This window comes from Bacteroidales bacterium, from assembly GCA_026418905.1.
Classification (GTDB): Bacteria; Bacteroidota; Bacteroidia; order Bacteroidales; family DTU049; genus JAOAAK01.
Map to the genome: position 1 here is coordinate 1 of JAOAAK010000011.1, position 14,890 is coordinate 14,890.

At 35.1% G+C, this 14,890-nt stretch carries 14 protein-coding genes; 4 read left to right on the plus strand and 10 right to left on the minus strand.

Annotated features, from left to right (window positions below):
• Window positions 1-535 precede the first annotated feature (535 nt).
• Window positions 536-970, plus strand: a complete 435-nt coding sequence (locus N2Z72_02465) for a hypothetical protein (GenBank protein MCX7696540.1) — start codon at window positions 536-538, stop codon at window positions 968-970.
• 48 nt (window positions 971-1,018) lie between these two features.
• Here N2Z72_02465 and N2Z72_02470 read toward each other — a convergent pair whose 3' ends face one another.
• Window positions 1,019-2,086 (minus strand): hypothetical protein, encoded by a 1,068-nt coding sequence (locus tag N2Z72_02470; protein ID MCX7696541.1) that lies wholly within the window; start codon window positions 2,084-2,086, stop codon window positions 1,019-1,021.
• A gap of 24 nt (window positions 2,087-2,110) precedes the next feature.
• Between N2Z72_02470 and N2Z72_02475 the strand changes: the two genes are divergently transcribed.
• From N2Z72_02475 to porQ, 3 genes are read left to right on the plus strand one after another with little or no spacing between them, the layout of a single operon-like run.
• On the plus strand, window positions 2,111-2,794 hold the full coding sequence (locus N2Z72_02475; protein ID MCX7696542.1) for a PorT family protein: 684 nt from the start codon (window positions 2,111-2,113) through the stop codon (window positions 2,792-2,794).
• Window positions 2,795-2,803: 9 nt separating this feature from the next.
• Window positions 2,804-4,342, plus strand: coding sequence for an NAD(+) synthase (gene nadE, locus N2Z72_02480; GenBank protein MCX7696543.1), 1,539 nt, complete (start codon window positions 2,804-2,806; stop codon window positions 4,340-4,342).
• Window positions 4,343-4,357: 15 nt separating this feature from the next.
• Window positions 4,358-5,395, plus strand: a complete 1,038-nt coding sequence (gene porQ / locus N2Z72_02485; protein ID MCX7696544.1) for a type IX secretion system protein PorQ — start codon at window positions 4,358-4,360, stop codon at window positions 5,393-5,395.
• A 1-nt stretch (window position 5,396) separates the two neighbouring features.
• On the opposite strand, the gene N2Z72_02490 is transcribed toward porQ, so the two are convergent.
• The 9 genes from N2Z72_02490 to lpxB form a co-directional block, all read right to left on the minus strand.
• Complete coding sequence (locus N2Z72_02490) at window positions 5,397-5,897, minus strand: DUF1573 domain-containing protein (GenBank protein ID MCX7696545.1); 501 nt, start codon at window positions 5,895-5,897, stop codon at window positions 5,397-5,399.
• 3 nt (window positions 5,898-5,900) lie between these two features.
• Entirely contained in the window at window positions 5,901-6,476 is a 576-nt protein-coding gene (locus N2Z72_02495; protein ID MCX7696546.1) for a DUF1573 domain-containing protein, read from the minus strand.
• Window positions 6,477-6,486: 10 nt separating this feature from the next.
• Window positions 6,487-7,860, minus strand: a complete 1,374-nt coding sequence (locus N2Z72_02500; protein MCX7696547.1) for a Mur ligase family protein — start codon at window positions 7,858-7,860, stop codon at window positions 6,487-6,489.
• 4 nt (window positions 7,861-7,864) lie between these two features.
• Window positions 7,865-8,245 (minus strand): hypothetical protein, encoded by a 381-nt coding sequence (locus tag N2Z72_02505; protein MCX7696548.1) that lies wholly within the window; start codon window positions 8,243-8,245, stop codon window positions 7,865-7,867.
• Window positions 8,242-10,092, minus strand: a complete 1,851-nt coding sequence (locus N2Z72_02510; GenBank protein ID MCX7696549.1) for a PKD domain-containing protein — start codon at window positions 10,090-10,092, stop codon at window positions 8,242-8,244. Before N2Z72_02510 ends, N2Z72_02505 begins: the two co-directional genes overlap by 4 nt.
• 4 nt (window positions 10,093-10,096) lie before the next feature.
• Window positions 10,097-10,555: a hypothetical protein gene (locus N2Z72_02515; GenBank protein MCX7696550.1), complete on the minus strand. Its 459-nt coding sequence runs from the start codon at window positions 10,553-10,555 to the stop codon at window positions 10,097-10,099.
• A 104-nt stretch (window positions 10,556-10,659) separates the two neighbouring features.
• Complete coding sequence (locus N2Z72_02520; GenBank protein ID MCX7696551.1) at window positions 10,660-12,651, minus strand: ComEC family competence protein; 1,992 nt, start codon at window positions 12,649-12,651, stop codon at window positions 10,660-10,662.
• Window positions 12,648-13,787, minus strand: a complete 1,140-nt coding sequence (locus N2Z72_02525) for a SpoIID/LytB domain-containing protein (protein MCX7696552.1) — start codon at window positions 13,785-13,787, stop codon at window positions 12,648-12,650. Before N2Z72_02525 ends, N2Z72_02520 begins: the two co-directional genes overlap by 4 nt.
• Entirely contained in the window at window positions 13,784-14,884 is a 1,101-nt protein-coding gene (lpxB, locus tag N2Z72_02530; GenBank protein MCX7696553.1) for a lipid-A-disaccharide synthase, read from the minus strand. The genes N2Z72_02525 and lpxB overlap by 4 nt, the downstream gene beginning before the upstream one ends.
• Between the last annotated feature and the right edge of the window lie 6 nt (window positions 14,885-14,890).

Genomic DNA, 14,890 nt, shown 5'->3' on the forward strand with positions numbered 1-14,890 from the left:
AAGAAGTAAAAAAATAAATACCAACTAGGCATGTTAAGTCACAACGCTTTATAAGGAAAAAGAAGTCAATACAAACCATGTAGGCATGTAGGTGAGAATGCCCAAGGAATGACTACCGTTTGCAGAGAGCTTTGAGCAGAATTCAAGTAGTGAGCAGCTCTTAAAAAAACGAGAAGATCGAGAGCAAGATAAAAGCTTAACCAGAAAATGTTTGGTTATAAGCAGTGATTACAGATTAAGAAGCTAAGTCATGTAGCTATTTTTGTTTTATTTATCAAGGAGGGGGGTTAGTACAAATTCTTTCGTATTTGTTAGCAAACCATACAGAAACGTTAGAGGATAGGTGGTGCAAAGCAAGGTGCCCCACAAAATTGGTATAGGATAAATATTAGTCATTATAAGTGCCCAACAGCGTTGTATGAAAGAAGATAGATTCTAAATGACATGAAGAAATTTTTAAAATCGATAAGTTTTTAGTTGGAAGTTAAATCGCATAATTATTTTTTTTATTTTTGCTAATCAAAATTACGTTTATATGAAAAAGTTATTTGTTTTTTTGTCATTGGTGGGGTTTTTAATGTCCTGTACAACCATTAGTAGGACTATGCGTGAGCCACAAACCAGATTGGAACTTGAACGAGGAGATTTGGAGCTTTCTCCACAAGTTACAGCTGAGGCTACATCCACAAAAATTCTAGGTGTTGATTGGGCTCGTCTGCTCATGTCAAAGGAAGCAAGTACAGAAAAAGAAGGATCTATTCCTTTTTCCATTGTAAATATACCCGTGATAGGAAATGTCTTGCTTGATAAAACAGCCAATTATGCTCTGTACGAACTCATGGAAAAAAATCCGGGTTACGATATAGTTCTATATCCTCAATACGAAATTAAGAAACTCAAACCTGTAGGTATTCCCATTGTAGTTATAACTACTGCAAAAGTCACTGCACGCCTAGCAAAAATTAAGTAAATGAAGTGATGAATAAAGGTGTTAAAAAGCCATCTTTGGATGGCTTTTTTATTTATTTTTTTCTGGCCGATAATTGCTTTTTTGCAAAATATCCTGGGCATTCATGTTTTTAAGGAGAGCTTCGACAGTGACTGCTTTATTATAGCTCATGTAAGAACGAACGATTCGCCAACCAATAAATTTTCCTACACGAGGAGCACTGTAACGAGAAAAGGTTGATGTGAAAGGAGCCTCCATGAAATATTTGTTAATTTCGCGCCAGTCGGTGGTATAAAGTAGTTTTTTTTCAATAAAAAAAGACCAAATATTTCCTTCATTTTTTTCTGCCCAAAACATCTGAGGGGCAGAATAACCAATTTTAATCGAATCTGGCAAATCAGGTTGAGTGATGTCATTGAAATAGAGCAATTTCCCTTCGAAGATCATTTTGTCTAAAAAGTTGTGAGGAGTGAATCCTTTGCTTTCGATAAAAGCTCTTGCTATTTCACGACTGATGTTAGGGATAATATATTCGCGACTCATTCTTCTTCGCAGATATTCTGGTATTTGCCAAAGTTTGTATATGTGAAAATCTTTCCCCAGAAACATATCCAATGCAATGATGATGGTGTTTTCTGCATACTTTATGGGATATTCAATATCTCCACCTGAAACGTACGTGTAAACTCGGGGTATTTTCCAGTCTGGAAATTGACTTTTGATTCTTATAAAAACTTCTTTAAGCTTTTTTTCGAGTGTATCCAAATTTGGATATTGTTTCATGGTCTCCTCGTAAAGTTTTTTAACTGAGTAGTCTTGGAGGTATGATTTTAGTTGTGCCAAATTAGCGGGATTATCCAGATCTGCTTGAGAATAAAAAGGATAATATATGGAGTGGAGCTTGGAGAGTTTTTCTTTCAAACTATCTAAGGGAATAGCAAAAAGATCTTTTTCGTAACGATAGATGGTAATAGTGATCTGGTCGAGGCTATCTTTTTCTTTAACAATGGGTTCACGTTCATATGCTTTTTTTCTGTCGCATGTACATGAGTTGAAAAATAATAGAAAAGTTATGGAGAAAAAGAAAGTTGCCTTGATAATTGTCAACATTATTGAAGATACATATTTTTTTTTCATATTTTTGTTTTACAAAACAAAGTTATGAAAAAGGTTGTGTTTTTAATGGCGGTCTTTACATTTTATGTGAATACATTAAAAGCTCAAGAAACTGAAACCAAATTGCTACGATTTGGGCTTCAAGGGAACGCGGGTCTTTGCTGGATGAAAACAGACCAAGATTCATTGCAAAGCTTGGGTTTACGTCTTGGTTATGGATATGGATTTATCACAGAAATAACTTTAGCAAAAAATTTTGCTGTCGCTACTGGATTCGATGTAATTTACCAAGGAGGAAAAATTGAAAAAAAGGGAATTAAAGTAGCATTTCCTCCCGACACTGTGAAAGAACTTGCTAGCAGAATTTCAACATATCGCTTACAATACCTCGATATTCCTCTTACGTTGAAAATGAAAACCAATGAAATCAATTACATGACTTACTTTGCTCGTATTGGTGGTTCGTTTGGCTTAAATCTCCAGGCAAAGGCTGATGAAAACTACAAAAATATTCCAGGCACTAAAGAATTTACCTTAGAGAAGGTCAATATTAAAGAAGAAAGAAAGTTCTTCAGAGTCAATTTTCTCATAGCAGCTGGTGTAGAATATTCTCTTGGAGGAACTACTGCAGCTCTTGCTGAAGTTTCCTTTACTAATGGTTTGACTTATCTTCTCGACGACAAAGTGAAAGGTAACTATCTTCAGTTAAAGTTGGGAATTTTGTTCTGATGTGTCATTATGTTCGTTGCTCAAGTACTTTCACGTTCAGGCAATTTTAGTTTTAACATTGCTCAGTTTCATAATGTTTTTTCAAAGTTTGAGAAAAATAATTTAGATTTATTGATTTTTCCTTCACATTTCATTACAGGAATAGGTTTTCGTGACTACCATCCAAGACTTTATTCGAAAGAAAAATATTTATCTCATGTAGCTGAGATGATTGAAAAAACTCGTCCTATAGATGCAAAGATTTTGATAGGTACAGATTTACACGAAGGTCATGAGGGTAATCACATACTACTCATTAGTCAGGGCAAAATTTTGGATGTTTTCACTGAAAATGACGGGCTCGTTGATCTATCTGATTTGAAAAAGAAAAAGATATTTACTATCAATGATGGTCGTAGAGTTTTGGTGCTATTTTTTAAAGAAGTTGCTTCTGCTAATATTTCTGTAGATTTTTTGAAAGACATTGACGTTTGCTTAGTTTTTATGGACGAGCCCTATTACCATGGGTGCATTGAGGATAGAATACAAACATTAGAAAAGTACCAAAAGGTTACTGATATCCTTGCTCTGAATTCCTTTGGGTTGGCTGGAGAAAAGTTGTACGATGGCACTGTTTTGTTTTTGAAAAAAGATGCTGACCATGAAATTTTTGTTTCTTCGCCCTTCAAAGAGGATCTGTATAACTTGAATGAAATTTCCAGCCAAGACAATAATGATTTTGCCAGCTTGGATTATGAAGCCTTACTTTTTGGTATTCGGGAGTTTTCAGAACTCAATGGTAGAAGGTCGTATGTAATAGGTCTATCTGGAGGGATTGATAGTGCAGTTGTGGCTGCTCTTGCTGTCAAAGCCGTGGGCACGCAGAAAGTAAAGGCACTTATTATGCCATCTCAGTTTACTTCTACAACATCTTTGGAAGACGCTTTTTCAGTCGCAAAAAATCTTGAAATTGAATATGAGTTGGTATCTATACAAAAAGTTTACGAAGTTTTTCGAAATGAAAGGCAAATACATATTTCTGAACCATCGTTGGCTGATGAAAACTTACAAGCACGTCTCCGCATGCTTTTTTTGATGTATGAGGCTAACAGCGAAAATTCTCTTATGCTTAACACTTCTAATAAGAGTGAAATTCTGACAGGATATGGCACTTTATATGGGGATGCTGCTGGTGCTTTAAGTGTGCTTGGTGATGTCTATAAAACAGAAGTGTATAAACTAGCTACTCTCATCAATCAAGATAAACCTATAATACCTGATCGTATTTTAACCAAAGAACCTTCGGCTGAACTTCGTCAAAACCAGAAAGACAGTGATTCCTTGCCGCCATATCCTTTGCTTGACCCTATCTTGATTGATATTGTTGAGAATGAAATGGATTATGAAGCTTTACTAACCAGGTATGACACCACTATTGTAAATAGAGTATTACATCTTCTTTATAGTTCCGTTTTCAAGCTTTATCAGCTTCCGCCTAAGTTAATATTATGTAAATCATCTCTAAAAATCACAAAGAACATATTTTATCCTTCTGAATGTCTTTTGTAAGTCGGAAAGTTTAACATGAGAATCTTCCTTTTTCCCATCTGTTTATTTGCCTTTTTTTTGACTGTGTTGTCGCAGAATGGAATAATGAAGACTTTTACTTTTCTTGAATTACCTACCAGTGCATCTGTAGCCAGACTTGGAGGAAATTTTATTTCTGGAATTCGTCAACTTGATGCTAGTCTGGTATTATCTAATCCTGCAATTTTAACTGATTCTAGCAATGGTCATTTTGCCATTCATTATGATAAGCATTTTGCAGGTATACACTACGGTGTTTTTTCTTATGCACTGACTGTTCCCCGTTTAGGTAATTATGCACTACATATTCAATATCTGAACTATGGCAAGATGATTTGGACGGACGAATTTGGACAGAACAAAGGAGAATTCTCAGCTTATGACATGGCTCTTGCGATGAGTTGGGGAAGATGGTTTTCACCATTTTTTAGTATAGGTGCAAATATCAAATATGCCTATTCAGAACTTTTTACCAAACTATCTCATGGTTTATGTGTGGACGTTAGTTTAATGTATTTTTTGGAGGACAAGCTTTGGTCTGTTGCTCTTATTGCAAAAAATGCAGGATTTCAGTTCAAACCTTACATTTATAAAACATACGAACCTTTTCCTTTGGATGTTCAGCTTGCTACCTACAAGAGGCTTAAAGGTTCTCCTTTTGGTTTATCGTTAATATATCATCATTTGCATAAGTGGAATATTTATTATTTCGATTCCACCAAAGTTTCGATCGATCCAGTTACCAAAGAACCCAATTATCCAACGAATTTTTTTCGTATTTTCAATACTTTTTTAAGGCATGTAGTAATAGGAAGTGACATATTCATAGGCAAGTTTCTTAGTATTGGAATTGGCTACAATTTTCAACGACGACAAGAACTAAGCTATCCTTCTCGCCGGGCACTTGTTGGATTAACTTATGGGATATCTCTACACCTACGAAAATTTACCCTTTCGTATACCAGAAATTCCTATTATCCGAATATTTCTCCAAATATGTTTACTTTCTCATCAGCAATTGGAAATTGGAAGTAGTTTATTCGACGTTGCCTTTAATTACAAGTGTAATCTGAGAATGTTCAGGATCATTAGTGATAACAGTGATAGTTTTATATTGAGGACCTTTTCTACCGCTTGAGTCGAAAATTGCTTTGATAACGCTAGTTTCATTTTTCTTTATATCTTTTTGAGGTGGTTCAACAGCTGTGCAACCACAGCTTGCTTTAACTTTCAATATTCGAAGTGGGTTTTTGCCTTGATTGGTAAATTTAAAAGAATGTTCGATTTTTTCACCTTGTTTAATGGTTCCGAAATCAAAAGTAGTAGAGTCCTTGAAAACGATTTTAGGTGCATTTTTTTTGTCTTTTTCTGTCATCCATGAAAAATCCTGAATGATATTGGCACTGAGGTAAATAATTTTTTGTGGCTGCTGGTCATCGTTGGTGTTAAGATAAAATTGATCAAATACATAACCATATTCTTTTCTTTCCTTAGGGATATAGGTAACGAGGGCAATACCTTCTTCACCAGGTTGCAAAGTTTATTTAGGAATATTTATTTTGAAAAAAGGCTTTACGTCTTGAGCAGTGATGGTCATAGGAATGGTTGCGTTATTATAAAATTTTAAAGTGTCAGTTTTGGTTTTTGAATCGTAAATATCACCGAAAGCAAGATGATTAGTGAAAAAGTAGAGATTTCCTAGATGTTGAGGATAATTGTCAGCTTTGGTTTTAGGTTTTGGAATGACTTCTCCTTTGATGGAAAGGACAATGGACGGATTGTCAGGGTCGTTGGTTGTGACAGTAATAGCTTTGTTGAAAAAGCCTGGGCGATTTGCAGGATTATAGGTGGCTTCAATAAAACCCTTTTGACCAGGTAAGACAGGATCTTTAGTATACCTCGAAGCAGTACATCCACACGAAGGTTTTACGCTGGTGATCTTTAAAGTATCATTCCCTACGTTGGTAAATTCAAATTTGCAAGTTTTAGGACCTTCTTCCTCTTTGATTTGACCGAAATCAAAAACTTTTGTTTCAAAATAAATGGAAGGCTTTTTCTGACTAAAAATTAGTCCCGTAATTGTAAATAAAATAATAATACTGATTTTTGTTCTCATGGTATGTTTTTTACAAAATTAACAATTTTTGATACAATTTATTGTTTAGCTCAAAATGATCAAAATTACCTGAACTCATAAAAAGGAGTACTAAAGGAGGTTTTAGTTTAGAAACAACAGCAATGAGTAGTTTTTCAAGCTCTTCTGGCTGAAATACTATTTCTGTTTTGGGGTGCTCAAAATATTTTATAATATTTTCAGGGGGAATTAAACTTCTTTTCTTTATTTCAAACGAATGGGCAGATATGTATATGATAAGTCGATCAGCATGAGCAAAAACTTGGGCGTATTGAGGGAGAAAACTTTCATCCATCGAACTGTAGGTGTGGAGTTCATAAATAGCGACGACCTGATGATGAGGGTATTTTTCTCTTATAGCTTGAACGGTTGCACGTGCTTTTGAAGGAGCATGAGCAAAATCGCGATAAATGCTCAATTTTTGATTTTCAAAAAGGCAATTTAATCTCTTGTCAGGTAAGGAAAACGTAGTTATGGCTTCCAGGAAAGTTTCTGGTTGGATTCCAACCAACTTAGCTACTTCCATGGCGGCTGCCATATTACTGAAGTTATGATTTCCAAAAAAGGATACGCAGTATTTTTTTTCTAGATAGCAAACATAACAGCCTTCGTTTGAATGGAAATAAGGAAAAACTCGATATGGGATTTTATGAATTTCGCCTGCATGGCATGATACTAACTTATGCAAAAATGAATCATTTTCATTGTAAATGAGATAGCCGTTGGGTTCGATAGTTTCGATAAAGAAAGAGAAAGCTTCTAAATACTGATCGAAGGCAGGATAGACATTGATGTGATCCCACGCTATCCCAGTTAATACGGCTATGTGAGGATGATACCAATGAAATTTAGCTTTATTGTCAATACAACTAGAGAGGTATTCGTCTCCTTCGAGGATAATGTAAGGATTTTCATGGGTCAGGTGAACATTAGTAGTGAAATCTTTTACGTTTGCACCCACAAGATAGTCAAAGGGTATGGAAACTTTATGAAAAGCATGCATAATCATGGCAGTTGTGGTGGTCTTACCATGAGATCCTCCTACCACTATTCTCATTTTATTTTTTGCAAATTCATGAATAAATTCGGGGTAAGATACAATTCGAATTTGTAATTCTTGTGCCTTTAAAAGTTCTGGGTTATCTTTACGGGCGTGCATGCCCAATATAATCAAATCCAAATCATGGGTGATCAGGTCAGGATTAAAATGATAGTCCATTTGAATGATTTCATGCTTCAATAGATTTGAATAAGCAGGATCATAAATTTCATCGTCGCTACCAGTAACAATATGACCTAACTTTTTTAGAGAGATAGCTAATTGGTGCATCACAGCACCTCCAACGGAAATGCAATGTATTTTCATTTTTTTATTTGGATGCTAGCTCTTCTTCAGCAATTTTAGTGTTTTTTACTAAAAAAAACATATCATTTTCAAGAGGTAAATACCCATATTCATAAACAAAAAAATAAGTTTGCCCACGTGAGGTCTTAAGTTGATGTGTGAAAAAATTAAACGAAAAACCTTTTTTCAGAAGTTCTTCCTTAGAAACTTTTGCTTTCCCAGAAGGATTGAGAGATTTGAGGATATTACGGTTATGTTTAAGTTGTTTATTGATTTTATGAATGAAAAGATTTTCTTTCCTATAAATCCTATTGTTATATGAAACTCGACAAGCATCACAACAGAATTTCCTATCTATTCTTCCCTGAAGAGGTTCACCACATTCAAGGCATGTGCGAGTTTTCATTGATTTTTTCGCACAATGTTTAGGGTTCCTGTATATTCGTTCTTTAATTCAACTCCATATTTGTAAATGAAATAATAGACTCCGTCTGCTAGTCCTTTTCCATCCCAGTCGTTCTGATAATTTTCGGCTTCAAAAACTAACTTTCCCCATCGGTTGTAGACCCATAAATGATTGGGAATTTTTTCGCCGTTGAGAATAACGAAAAAGTCATTTTTACCGTCACCGTTAGGAGTGATGATGTTAAAAAATTCGGGTTCAGCGAAGACTTTTACGACGACACTTGCGGTGTCGGCACAACCGTTATTAGTAGAGCCAATTACTGTAACGGTATAGATGCCATCAGTAGAATAAGAATGAATGACTGTGGGAGGTTGTGTGGAGGTTGAATTATCGCCAAAATCCCAGAACCAATGATCAATTCCTGAAGCATTGCTGCCAAAAGTGATTTCAGGATAGGAAATAGAAGTTTCCATTGGAGAGGCCCAAATATCTACCACGGGCTGGTAATACACGTGAATATATTGAGGTTTGGTAAGTGTGTCATCACAACCGTGTTCAGTGCGAACATATAAAGACACATCATAAACTCCAGGGGTTGAATACGTATGAAATGGATTTTGTTCGATCGAAATGTAGCCATCACCCATTGACCAAAGATAAAGAGAACAAGGAAGATTGGTGGTGTTAGTAAACTGAACTGGTAGATCTTCACAGCCTTCAGTAGGAGTAGCTGTGAAATTTGCGGTTGGTACTGGGTGTACCATGATGCTATCATATTTGGTTTCACTTGTACATCCATCTTGAGAAACCTCAAGACTTACATACATCATACCAGGAAAATTCCATTTTACTTGAAGTGGTCCTGGTCCTGTTGGGTTTCCTGAAACCACACTACCACCCCCAAAAACCCAGTTGTAATAGGCGTTACTTGAACCTGTCCCTGTGTAAATAATCGTAGCCACAGAATCCTGGCAAATTGCAGGGGAAATCATAAAATCCGGAGTAGGAACTGGTTTGACTGTGATATGAACTGAATCAGTTGCTGAAATGTTATTGACCTGATCTGTAATGGTAACAGTAAAAGTGGTATCGCTTGTTGGGTATACAGGGGGGGGATTGTAACCTGTTGCTCCATGAGACCATGTGACTTGCACGTTTGAAGGACAAGTAAGCTCAACTTGATCAAGTCCCCAATGATCATAGTCGCTTCCACTCCAATCTTCTTGACGCCATCGAATCTGTGTGTTAGAAGAAACAGCCCCGGAAGGCAGAGTAAAAGTATACACATTCCAGACGGTAAAAGGGGTATTGTAATTTGTGATAGAAGTATTGTTAGATCCGGGTGGGATTTGGTTGGGCAAAATAGTACCATCTGGCCTAAAATACGCAATATCTACCCATGTGCTACCATTATTGATGGAATATTGGAGAGTAATTCCCTCGTCATATTCATCAGGCCCTTCGCAAGGAGAAGATTGACCCTGTATAGCATATTTCATGGCAAACTTAACCTGACATCCGGAAGAAATGTTAAAACCTACTGAAGTTAAAGTTCTAGGAATGGGAACATTTGGCCCCATCCATAAATATATGGTACCATCAAAACTAGGATTACAAGGATTATTAAATTGCACGCCATTTGTTGCTACCCAACCACTACCAGGTGTACCATTGTTAAAATCGTTATACATCAGGTAGCCACAGGCTCCCACTGCAGAAAGAATAACCTCTTCGCCAGCGCAAATAACTGTTGGATTAGCTATAGCATCAACACTACACTGAGCCTGAATTCTTGAAAAGCTTATGAAAAATATTAATAAAATAAAAAAATATTTCCCCTTTTTCATATTGTCATAATTTTAAAGGATTGATTTCTATATTGATTATTTTGAAATTGGTTAAGGTAGATTCAGGTCTATCTTTGTAATCCAGAAATTTGCTAAAAATTCTCAAAGTTTTATCTCCTTTTTCGAAACATTTTCCTTCTACGCTTTTACCTGGTTCAAGACGAATGGTTTTAACATATTCTGGATTTTGTGTAGCACAATTCCAACAGGTATTGTTGTAATACAACAACACATTCCAAGTAATTTGAACCAACTGATCAGAAGTATTTTCAATTTTTAACAAAACATACTCAGAATGAATATTATTTACATCATCATGACATGCTGCTACTTTGTAATAAAAGGTTACACCATTCTGAGTGAGCAAAAATTTCCATTGTTCTGTTTTATCAAATTCTACCTTTTGGGCAAAAAACGGTAATACCCATAAAAATATCGTTAAGAATATAATAATTTTTTTCATCATTTTTGATTTTAATTTTAGATATGCAAATTTAATAAAAGTTTATACGTAGTAAAATTAAAGTTAATGAAACTTTGCAATAAAAATGTTTTTCTTAACAAATACTAAAACATATTAGACAAGAGAAATTTTGTCTTTGAATTTGATAGCATATATGCATGACTTGACTTGCATGAAGTGGAAAAAGGATAATAATAAAAAGTAAATAAATTCATGTTTTTGATCAGATCTAGATTTTTGCAAGTACTAGTTAAGTACCATCTATAGTTTTTGTATGCTTGAAAGGGATATTCATTTATTGACATCGATGTTGATTGATGTACTGCAAGAAGATGTAATTTCAATCTAAACTGTCTGGCGTAGCGTTTTATATTTTCTAGTTCTTTGCTAAAGTTTTCTAAAAATGGAGGTAAAAAAACTGTAAGTGAATGTTTTTCTTTAACAGCAGTAAGAAAAAGCCGCTTTTTATATTGTATCAGAGCAAAATTCGTATCGCTTTCCTTCTTTTGCCAGGCTTGTTGGACAACAATTGCGAAAATGAGCGAAAACATTGCAATATAACACATTCCAAATCTTTGGCTTTTGAAAAAGAGATAAAATAATGTTAACGTGAATGTTAGCAAAAGTGAGGTGACTAGGGAAATATAAACGGGTTCAATGGTAGAGCATGGCAAAGAAGAAAAAAATTCAGGCAATCGTAGAAACCAATGAAGTAATATAGTAAGTAATGATGTGATAATTGATGAAATGGCAGGTAAAAAAGATAAAATAATTCCTATCATACATGTGATTAAAAAAGGAGTAAATAAAGGCACAATGACGAAGTTTGCTGGAAGAAAATATACTGGAAAACCACCAAAGAAATACAAAGTCCATGGAAGAGTAGCAAGTTGAGCAGATAGACTCACAGCTACTAAGGACCATGCTTTGTCGATCACCCAGTATTTAGAGTAAACCCAATGATAGATGATAGGATAAAAAAGCAAAATTCCTCCTACGGCACTGAACGAAAGAATAAAACTTATATCATATAAAGCAAAAGGATCTAAAAGTAAGATTATAAAACCTGATGCAAGTAAAGAATTTATAGAATTTGAACTTCTTTGTAATATGTTGCCAATCAGGATAAGTGTTAACATCAAGGAAGCACGAAAAATAGAATTGGATAGTCCTGTTAAGAGAGCATAAAACCAAATGGTCAAGATACTGAAAAGAAATATCCATTTTTTAGTTTTTTTATTTCGGAAGAAAAGTCCAAATAAAGTTGATACAAAAAGATAAACAATTCCAACATGAAGTCCTGAAACTGCCAGAATATGCATGACACCAGCTGCTTGGAAATGCTTTAAAGTTTCAGGTGATAATTCTGTTTTAATACCTAAGGTCATGGCTATTAATAACCATCCCGTTTCGTCATCTTGTAGGGTATTCAGAATATGTTGTGTTAAAAATTGTCTTGCCAAAAGAAAAAATTTTTTTATTTGATTGGGCTTATGATCAACAATGACGTAATCCTTTGAGCGAATAAAAGCTTGATGATGAATGTTTTTATTCGACAGATATTGCTTATAATTAAAGTCTGTTTTTAAAAGAGGCGGATCAATAGTTTGAAACATAATACTGGCAAAGATCATATCTCCGTAAACTGGCTTTTTGAGGGAGTCGTCTTTCAGAATCCAAAGAAGTAACTTTCCTGTAGCCGAAATCCATTGTGTATCATTGTGGATAAGAAGAATGCTGCCTTCAACACGATAATACTTGTTTTTTTCTAGTACTTCATCTGTTATTTGAAGTAATACAGGATATGAGTTTTCACTTTGGATGAAATGACCTATGTAATTTGGTCGACGCTTGATATCATGAATGTACGAAACAAAGCATCCTGTAAGAAATACAAGTAAATAAATGACACCAGCAATATAGAAACGATTTGAGTATGCAGGAAATGCAATAAGAAGAATTGCTATGATTAATAGCAGGAGCATAAGAGGAATAAGAAAATAAGAATATATAAGATATGGAAACCAACTATAAAATACGATTCCACCTACAAAAGGAATAATTATCCGTAGAAAAGGTATAGATGAAGGTATCACGGGTTGAATTTAAATCCGATTTTATCTAATCTAGTTATGGTTGTATTGGGATAATAAAATTCAAGAATTTCGTCGTAAGTGAAACCCAGCCTTGCCATTTGCATGGCTCCTTCCTGACTAAAACCTACTCCATGACCAAAGCCTTTTCCTTTAAATACAACATGATCCTCCTCTTCGTAAATATCGAAAAAAGTTGAGTTAAGTTTCCAATCTATGCGAATTTGTTTTAATGGGATTTGTTCAGCAAGATAAATTTTACGACTAGGTTGACGAAAGGAAAGAACTTCTTTTACCTTAACAGGATCCTCGATCGGATATGAGTAGTTTTTTTTCAGGTATAATAACCATTCTTGTTTGTTGATTTTTTTTGTCCAATTGTACTGAGATTGTCCAACACTAAAAGAATCTTTTTTTTGCAAAAGATATGGGACAAATTTTCCCCAAATATGTTCGGCTGCAGCAGTCTCGCCACCGGAATTGGAATGATACACTGTGAGGGCAAGCTCGTTATTGTTATCCACCAAAACAAGATCATGTGTTTGCATAGCTGCAACCAGTATATCTGTACGAGTGCAACGACCCTTGTATACTTGGCAATGCTCCTGATCACAAAAATTGAAATTTTCAGTCTTATGTTTCTGAAAATTTTTCAAACTATACGTCCTCGTAGCTATGGCATGAGCTTTAAAAAATTCTGCTTCTTTGCCAACACCTGCTTCTGCTTGAACTACACTTGCTACGTATTTGTCAAGGCTAACTTCATTGATAAGCCAGATAGATTTGCCCTGCAAGAGGACTTGTAGATGATCATCATAAAGTCTATCAATTCTAGCAGATCTAAGCTGAAAAATGTTAATGAATCCCTTGCCACGAAAAGAAAAACTTTTTGTAGTTTTAAATGTATCTTGCTGGGTAATGCATTGAATTTCGTTGTTGTTTAAAGAAATGGATACGGTTTGATCTCTGTTCAGAGTAGTTAGTACATTTCCTTTTTCATCTATTAGTTCGTAAGTGCCACTATAAATTGTCATCTGAATGTTTCTTATTTCATTACCAGATAAGATGCGAACTTTGACTGATTGTGAAAAAATAACTATGTAGTTTAGCACAATAACTATGGAGGCAAGAAACTTCATTTCTTTGGGTTAGATAAAAGATGCATTATTTTTTGGGCAGCGTTGTTGCTAGCAGATTGATTGCCAAGAATACTCATCAGTTGTAGATAATCATTTTTAATCGAGTTGATATTTGTGAGGACTTGTTCAATTTTTTCTTCTATTAATGCAGAGTTGCATTGATGCTGTATTAATTCAGGACAAATTTCTTTATTCATGATAAGATTAACTAAAGAAATGAAGCGAATTCTTGAAGATACTAACCATCTTGCGATCCAGTATGATAGCCAACTAGCTTTATAGCAGATCACTTGAGGTACACCCCAAAGAGCAGCTTGAAGCGTTGAAGTGCCACTTTTAACTATGGCGACTTTTGCAGAAGCTAAAACGAGGTGTGGATCGTCTATCATAAGTTCTTCGTCAGGTTGAAGTATGCCGTAAAGTTTACGTGGAAGATGTGAAACACCAGCCACCATAATGGAAAATCTATTCTTAAAATTTCTGGCAGCTTTCAGCATGATGGGCAAAAGTTTTATCACTTCCTGTTTTCTACTGCCAGGGAAAATGGCGAGAATTGGTTTAACGCTTTTCGTGGAGACAATGTCTTTGCGCTTTTCTTGAATTTCCTCAACCAGAGGATGCCCGACATATTCGACATGTATTCCGTAAGATAAAAAAAAGTCTTTCTCAAAAGGCAAGATCGAAAGGAGCAGGTCTGAAAATTTGTGCAAAGTAAAAACTCTTTTAGCTTTCCAAGCCCAAACCTGGGGTAGAATATAATAAACCACTTTAAATTGCTTTTTTTTAAGCCATTTGGCAAGTTTCAAATTAAAACCAGGAAAATCAATTAAAATAACTACGTCTGGCTTGAATGCAAGAATTTGCCTTTTGGCGTCCTTGAAATTTTGGATAATTTTAGGAAGATGTGTTAGAACTTCAATAAAACCCATAAAATTAAGGTCATTTAATGTCTTGAGCATTTGAACACCAATGGATCGCATATGCTCACCTCCCCATCCTCTAAATTCTGCGTTGGGATCATGTTGCTTCAGGTATCTTATGAGGTTGGAAGCATGCAAATCGCCTGAACTTTCTCCGGCTATAATGAAATATTTCATGTTTTC

Excerpts from the sequence above, each read along its gene's own strand:
- N2Z72_02465 (MCX7696540.1), top strand. The coding sequence starts at position 536 with ATGAAAAAGTTATTTGTTTTTTTGTCATTGGTGGGGTTTTTAATGTCC.
- N2Z72_02470 (MCX7696541.1), bottom strand. The coding sequence starts at position 2,086 with ATGAAAAAAAAATATGTATCTTCAATAATGTTGACAATTATCAAGGCA.
- N2Z72_02475 (MCX7696542.1), top strand. The coding sequence starts at position 2,111 with ATGAAAAAGGTTGTGTTTTTAATGGCGGTCTTTACATTTTATGTGAAT.
- nadE (MCX7696543.1), top strand. The coding sequence starts at position 2,804 with ATGTTCGTTGCTCAAGTACTTTCACGTTCAGGCAATTTTAGTTTTAAC.
- porQ (MCX7696544.1), top strand. The coding sequence starts at position 4,358 with ATGAGAATCTTCCTTTTTCCCATCTGTTTATTTGCCTTTTTTTTGACT.
- N2Z72_02495 (MCX7696546.1), bottom strand. The coding sequence starts at position 6,476 with ATGAGAACAAAAATCAGTATTATTATTTTATTTACAATTACGGGACTA.
- N2Z72_02500 (MCX7696547.1), bottom strand. The coding sequence starts at position 7,860 with ATGAAAATACATTGCATTTCCGTTGGAGGTGCTGTGATGCACCAATTA.
- N2Z72_02505 (MCX7696548.1), bottom strand. The coding sequence starts at position 8,245 with ATGAAAACTCGCACATGCCTTGAATGTGGTGAACCTCTTCAGGGAAGA.
- N2Z72_02510 (MCX7696549.1), bottom strand. The coding sequence starts at position 10,092 with ATGAAAAAGGGGAAATATTTTTTTATTTTATTAATATTTTTCATAAGC.
- N2Z72_02515 (MCX7696550.1), bottom strand. The coding sequence starts at position 10,555 with ATGAAAAAAATTATTATATTCTTAACGATATTTTTATGGGTATTACCG.
- N2Z72_02525 (MCX7696552.1), bottom strand. The coding sequence starts at position 13,787 with ATGAAGTTTCTTGCCTCCATAGTTATTGTGCTAAACTACATAGTTATT.
- lpxB (MCX7696553.1), bottom strand. The coding sequence starts at position 14,884 with ATGAAATATTTCATTATAGCCGGAGAAAGTTCAGGCGATTTGCATGCT.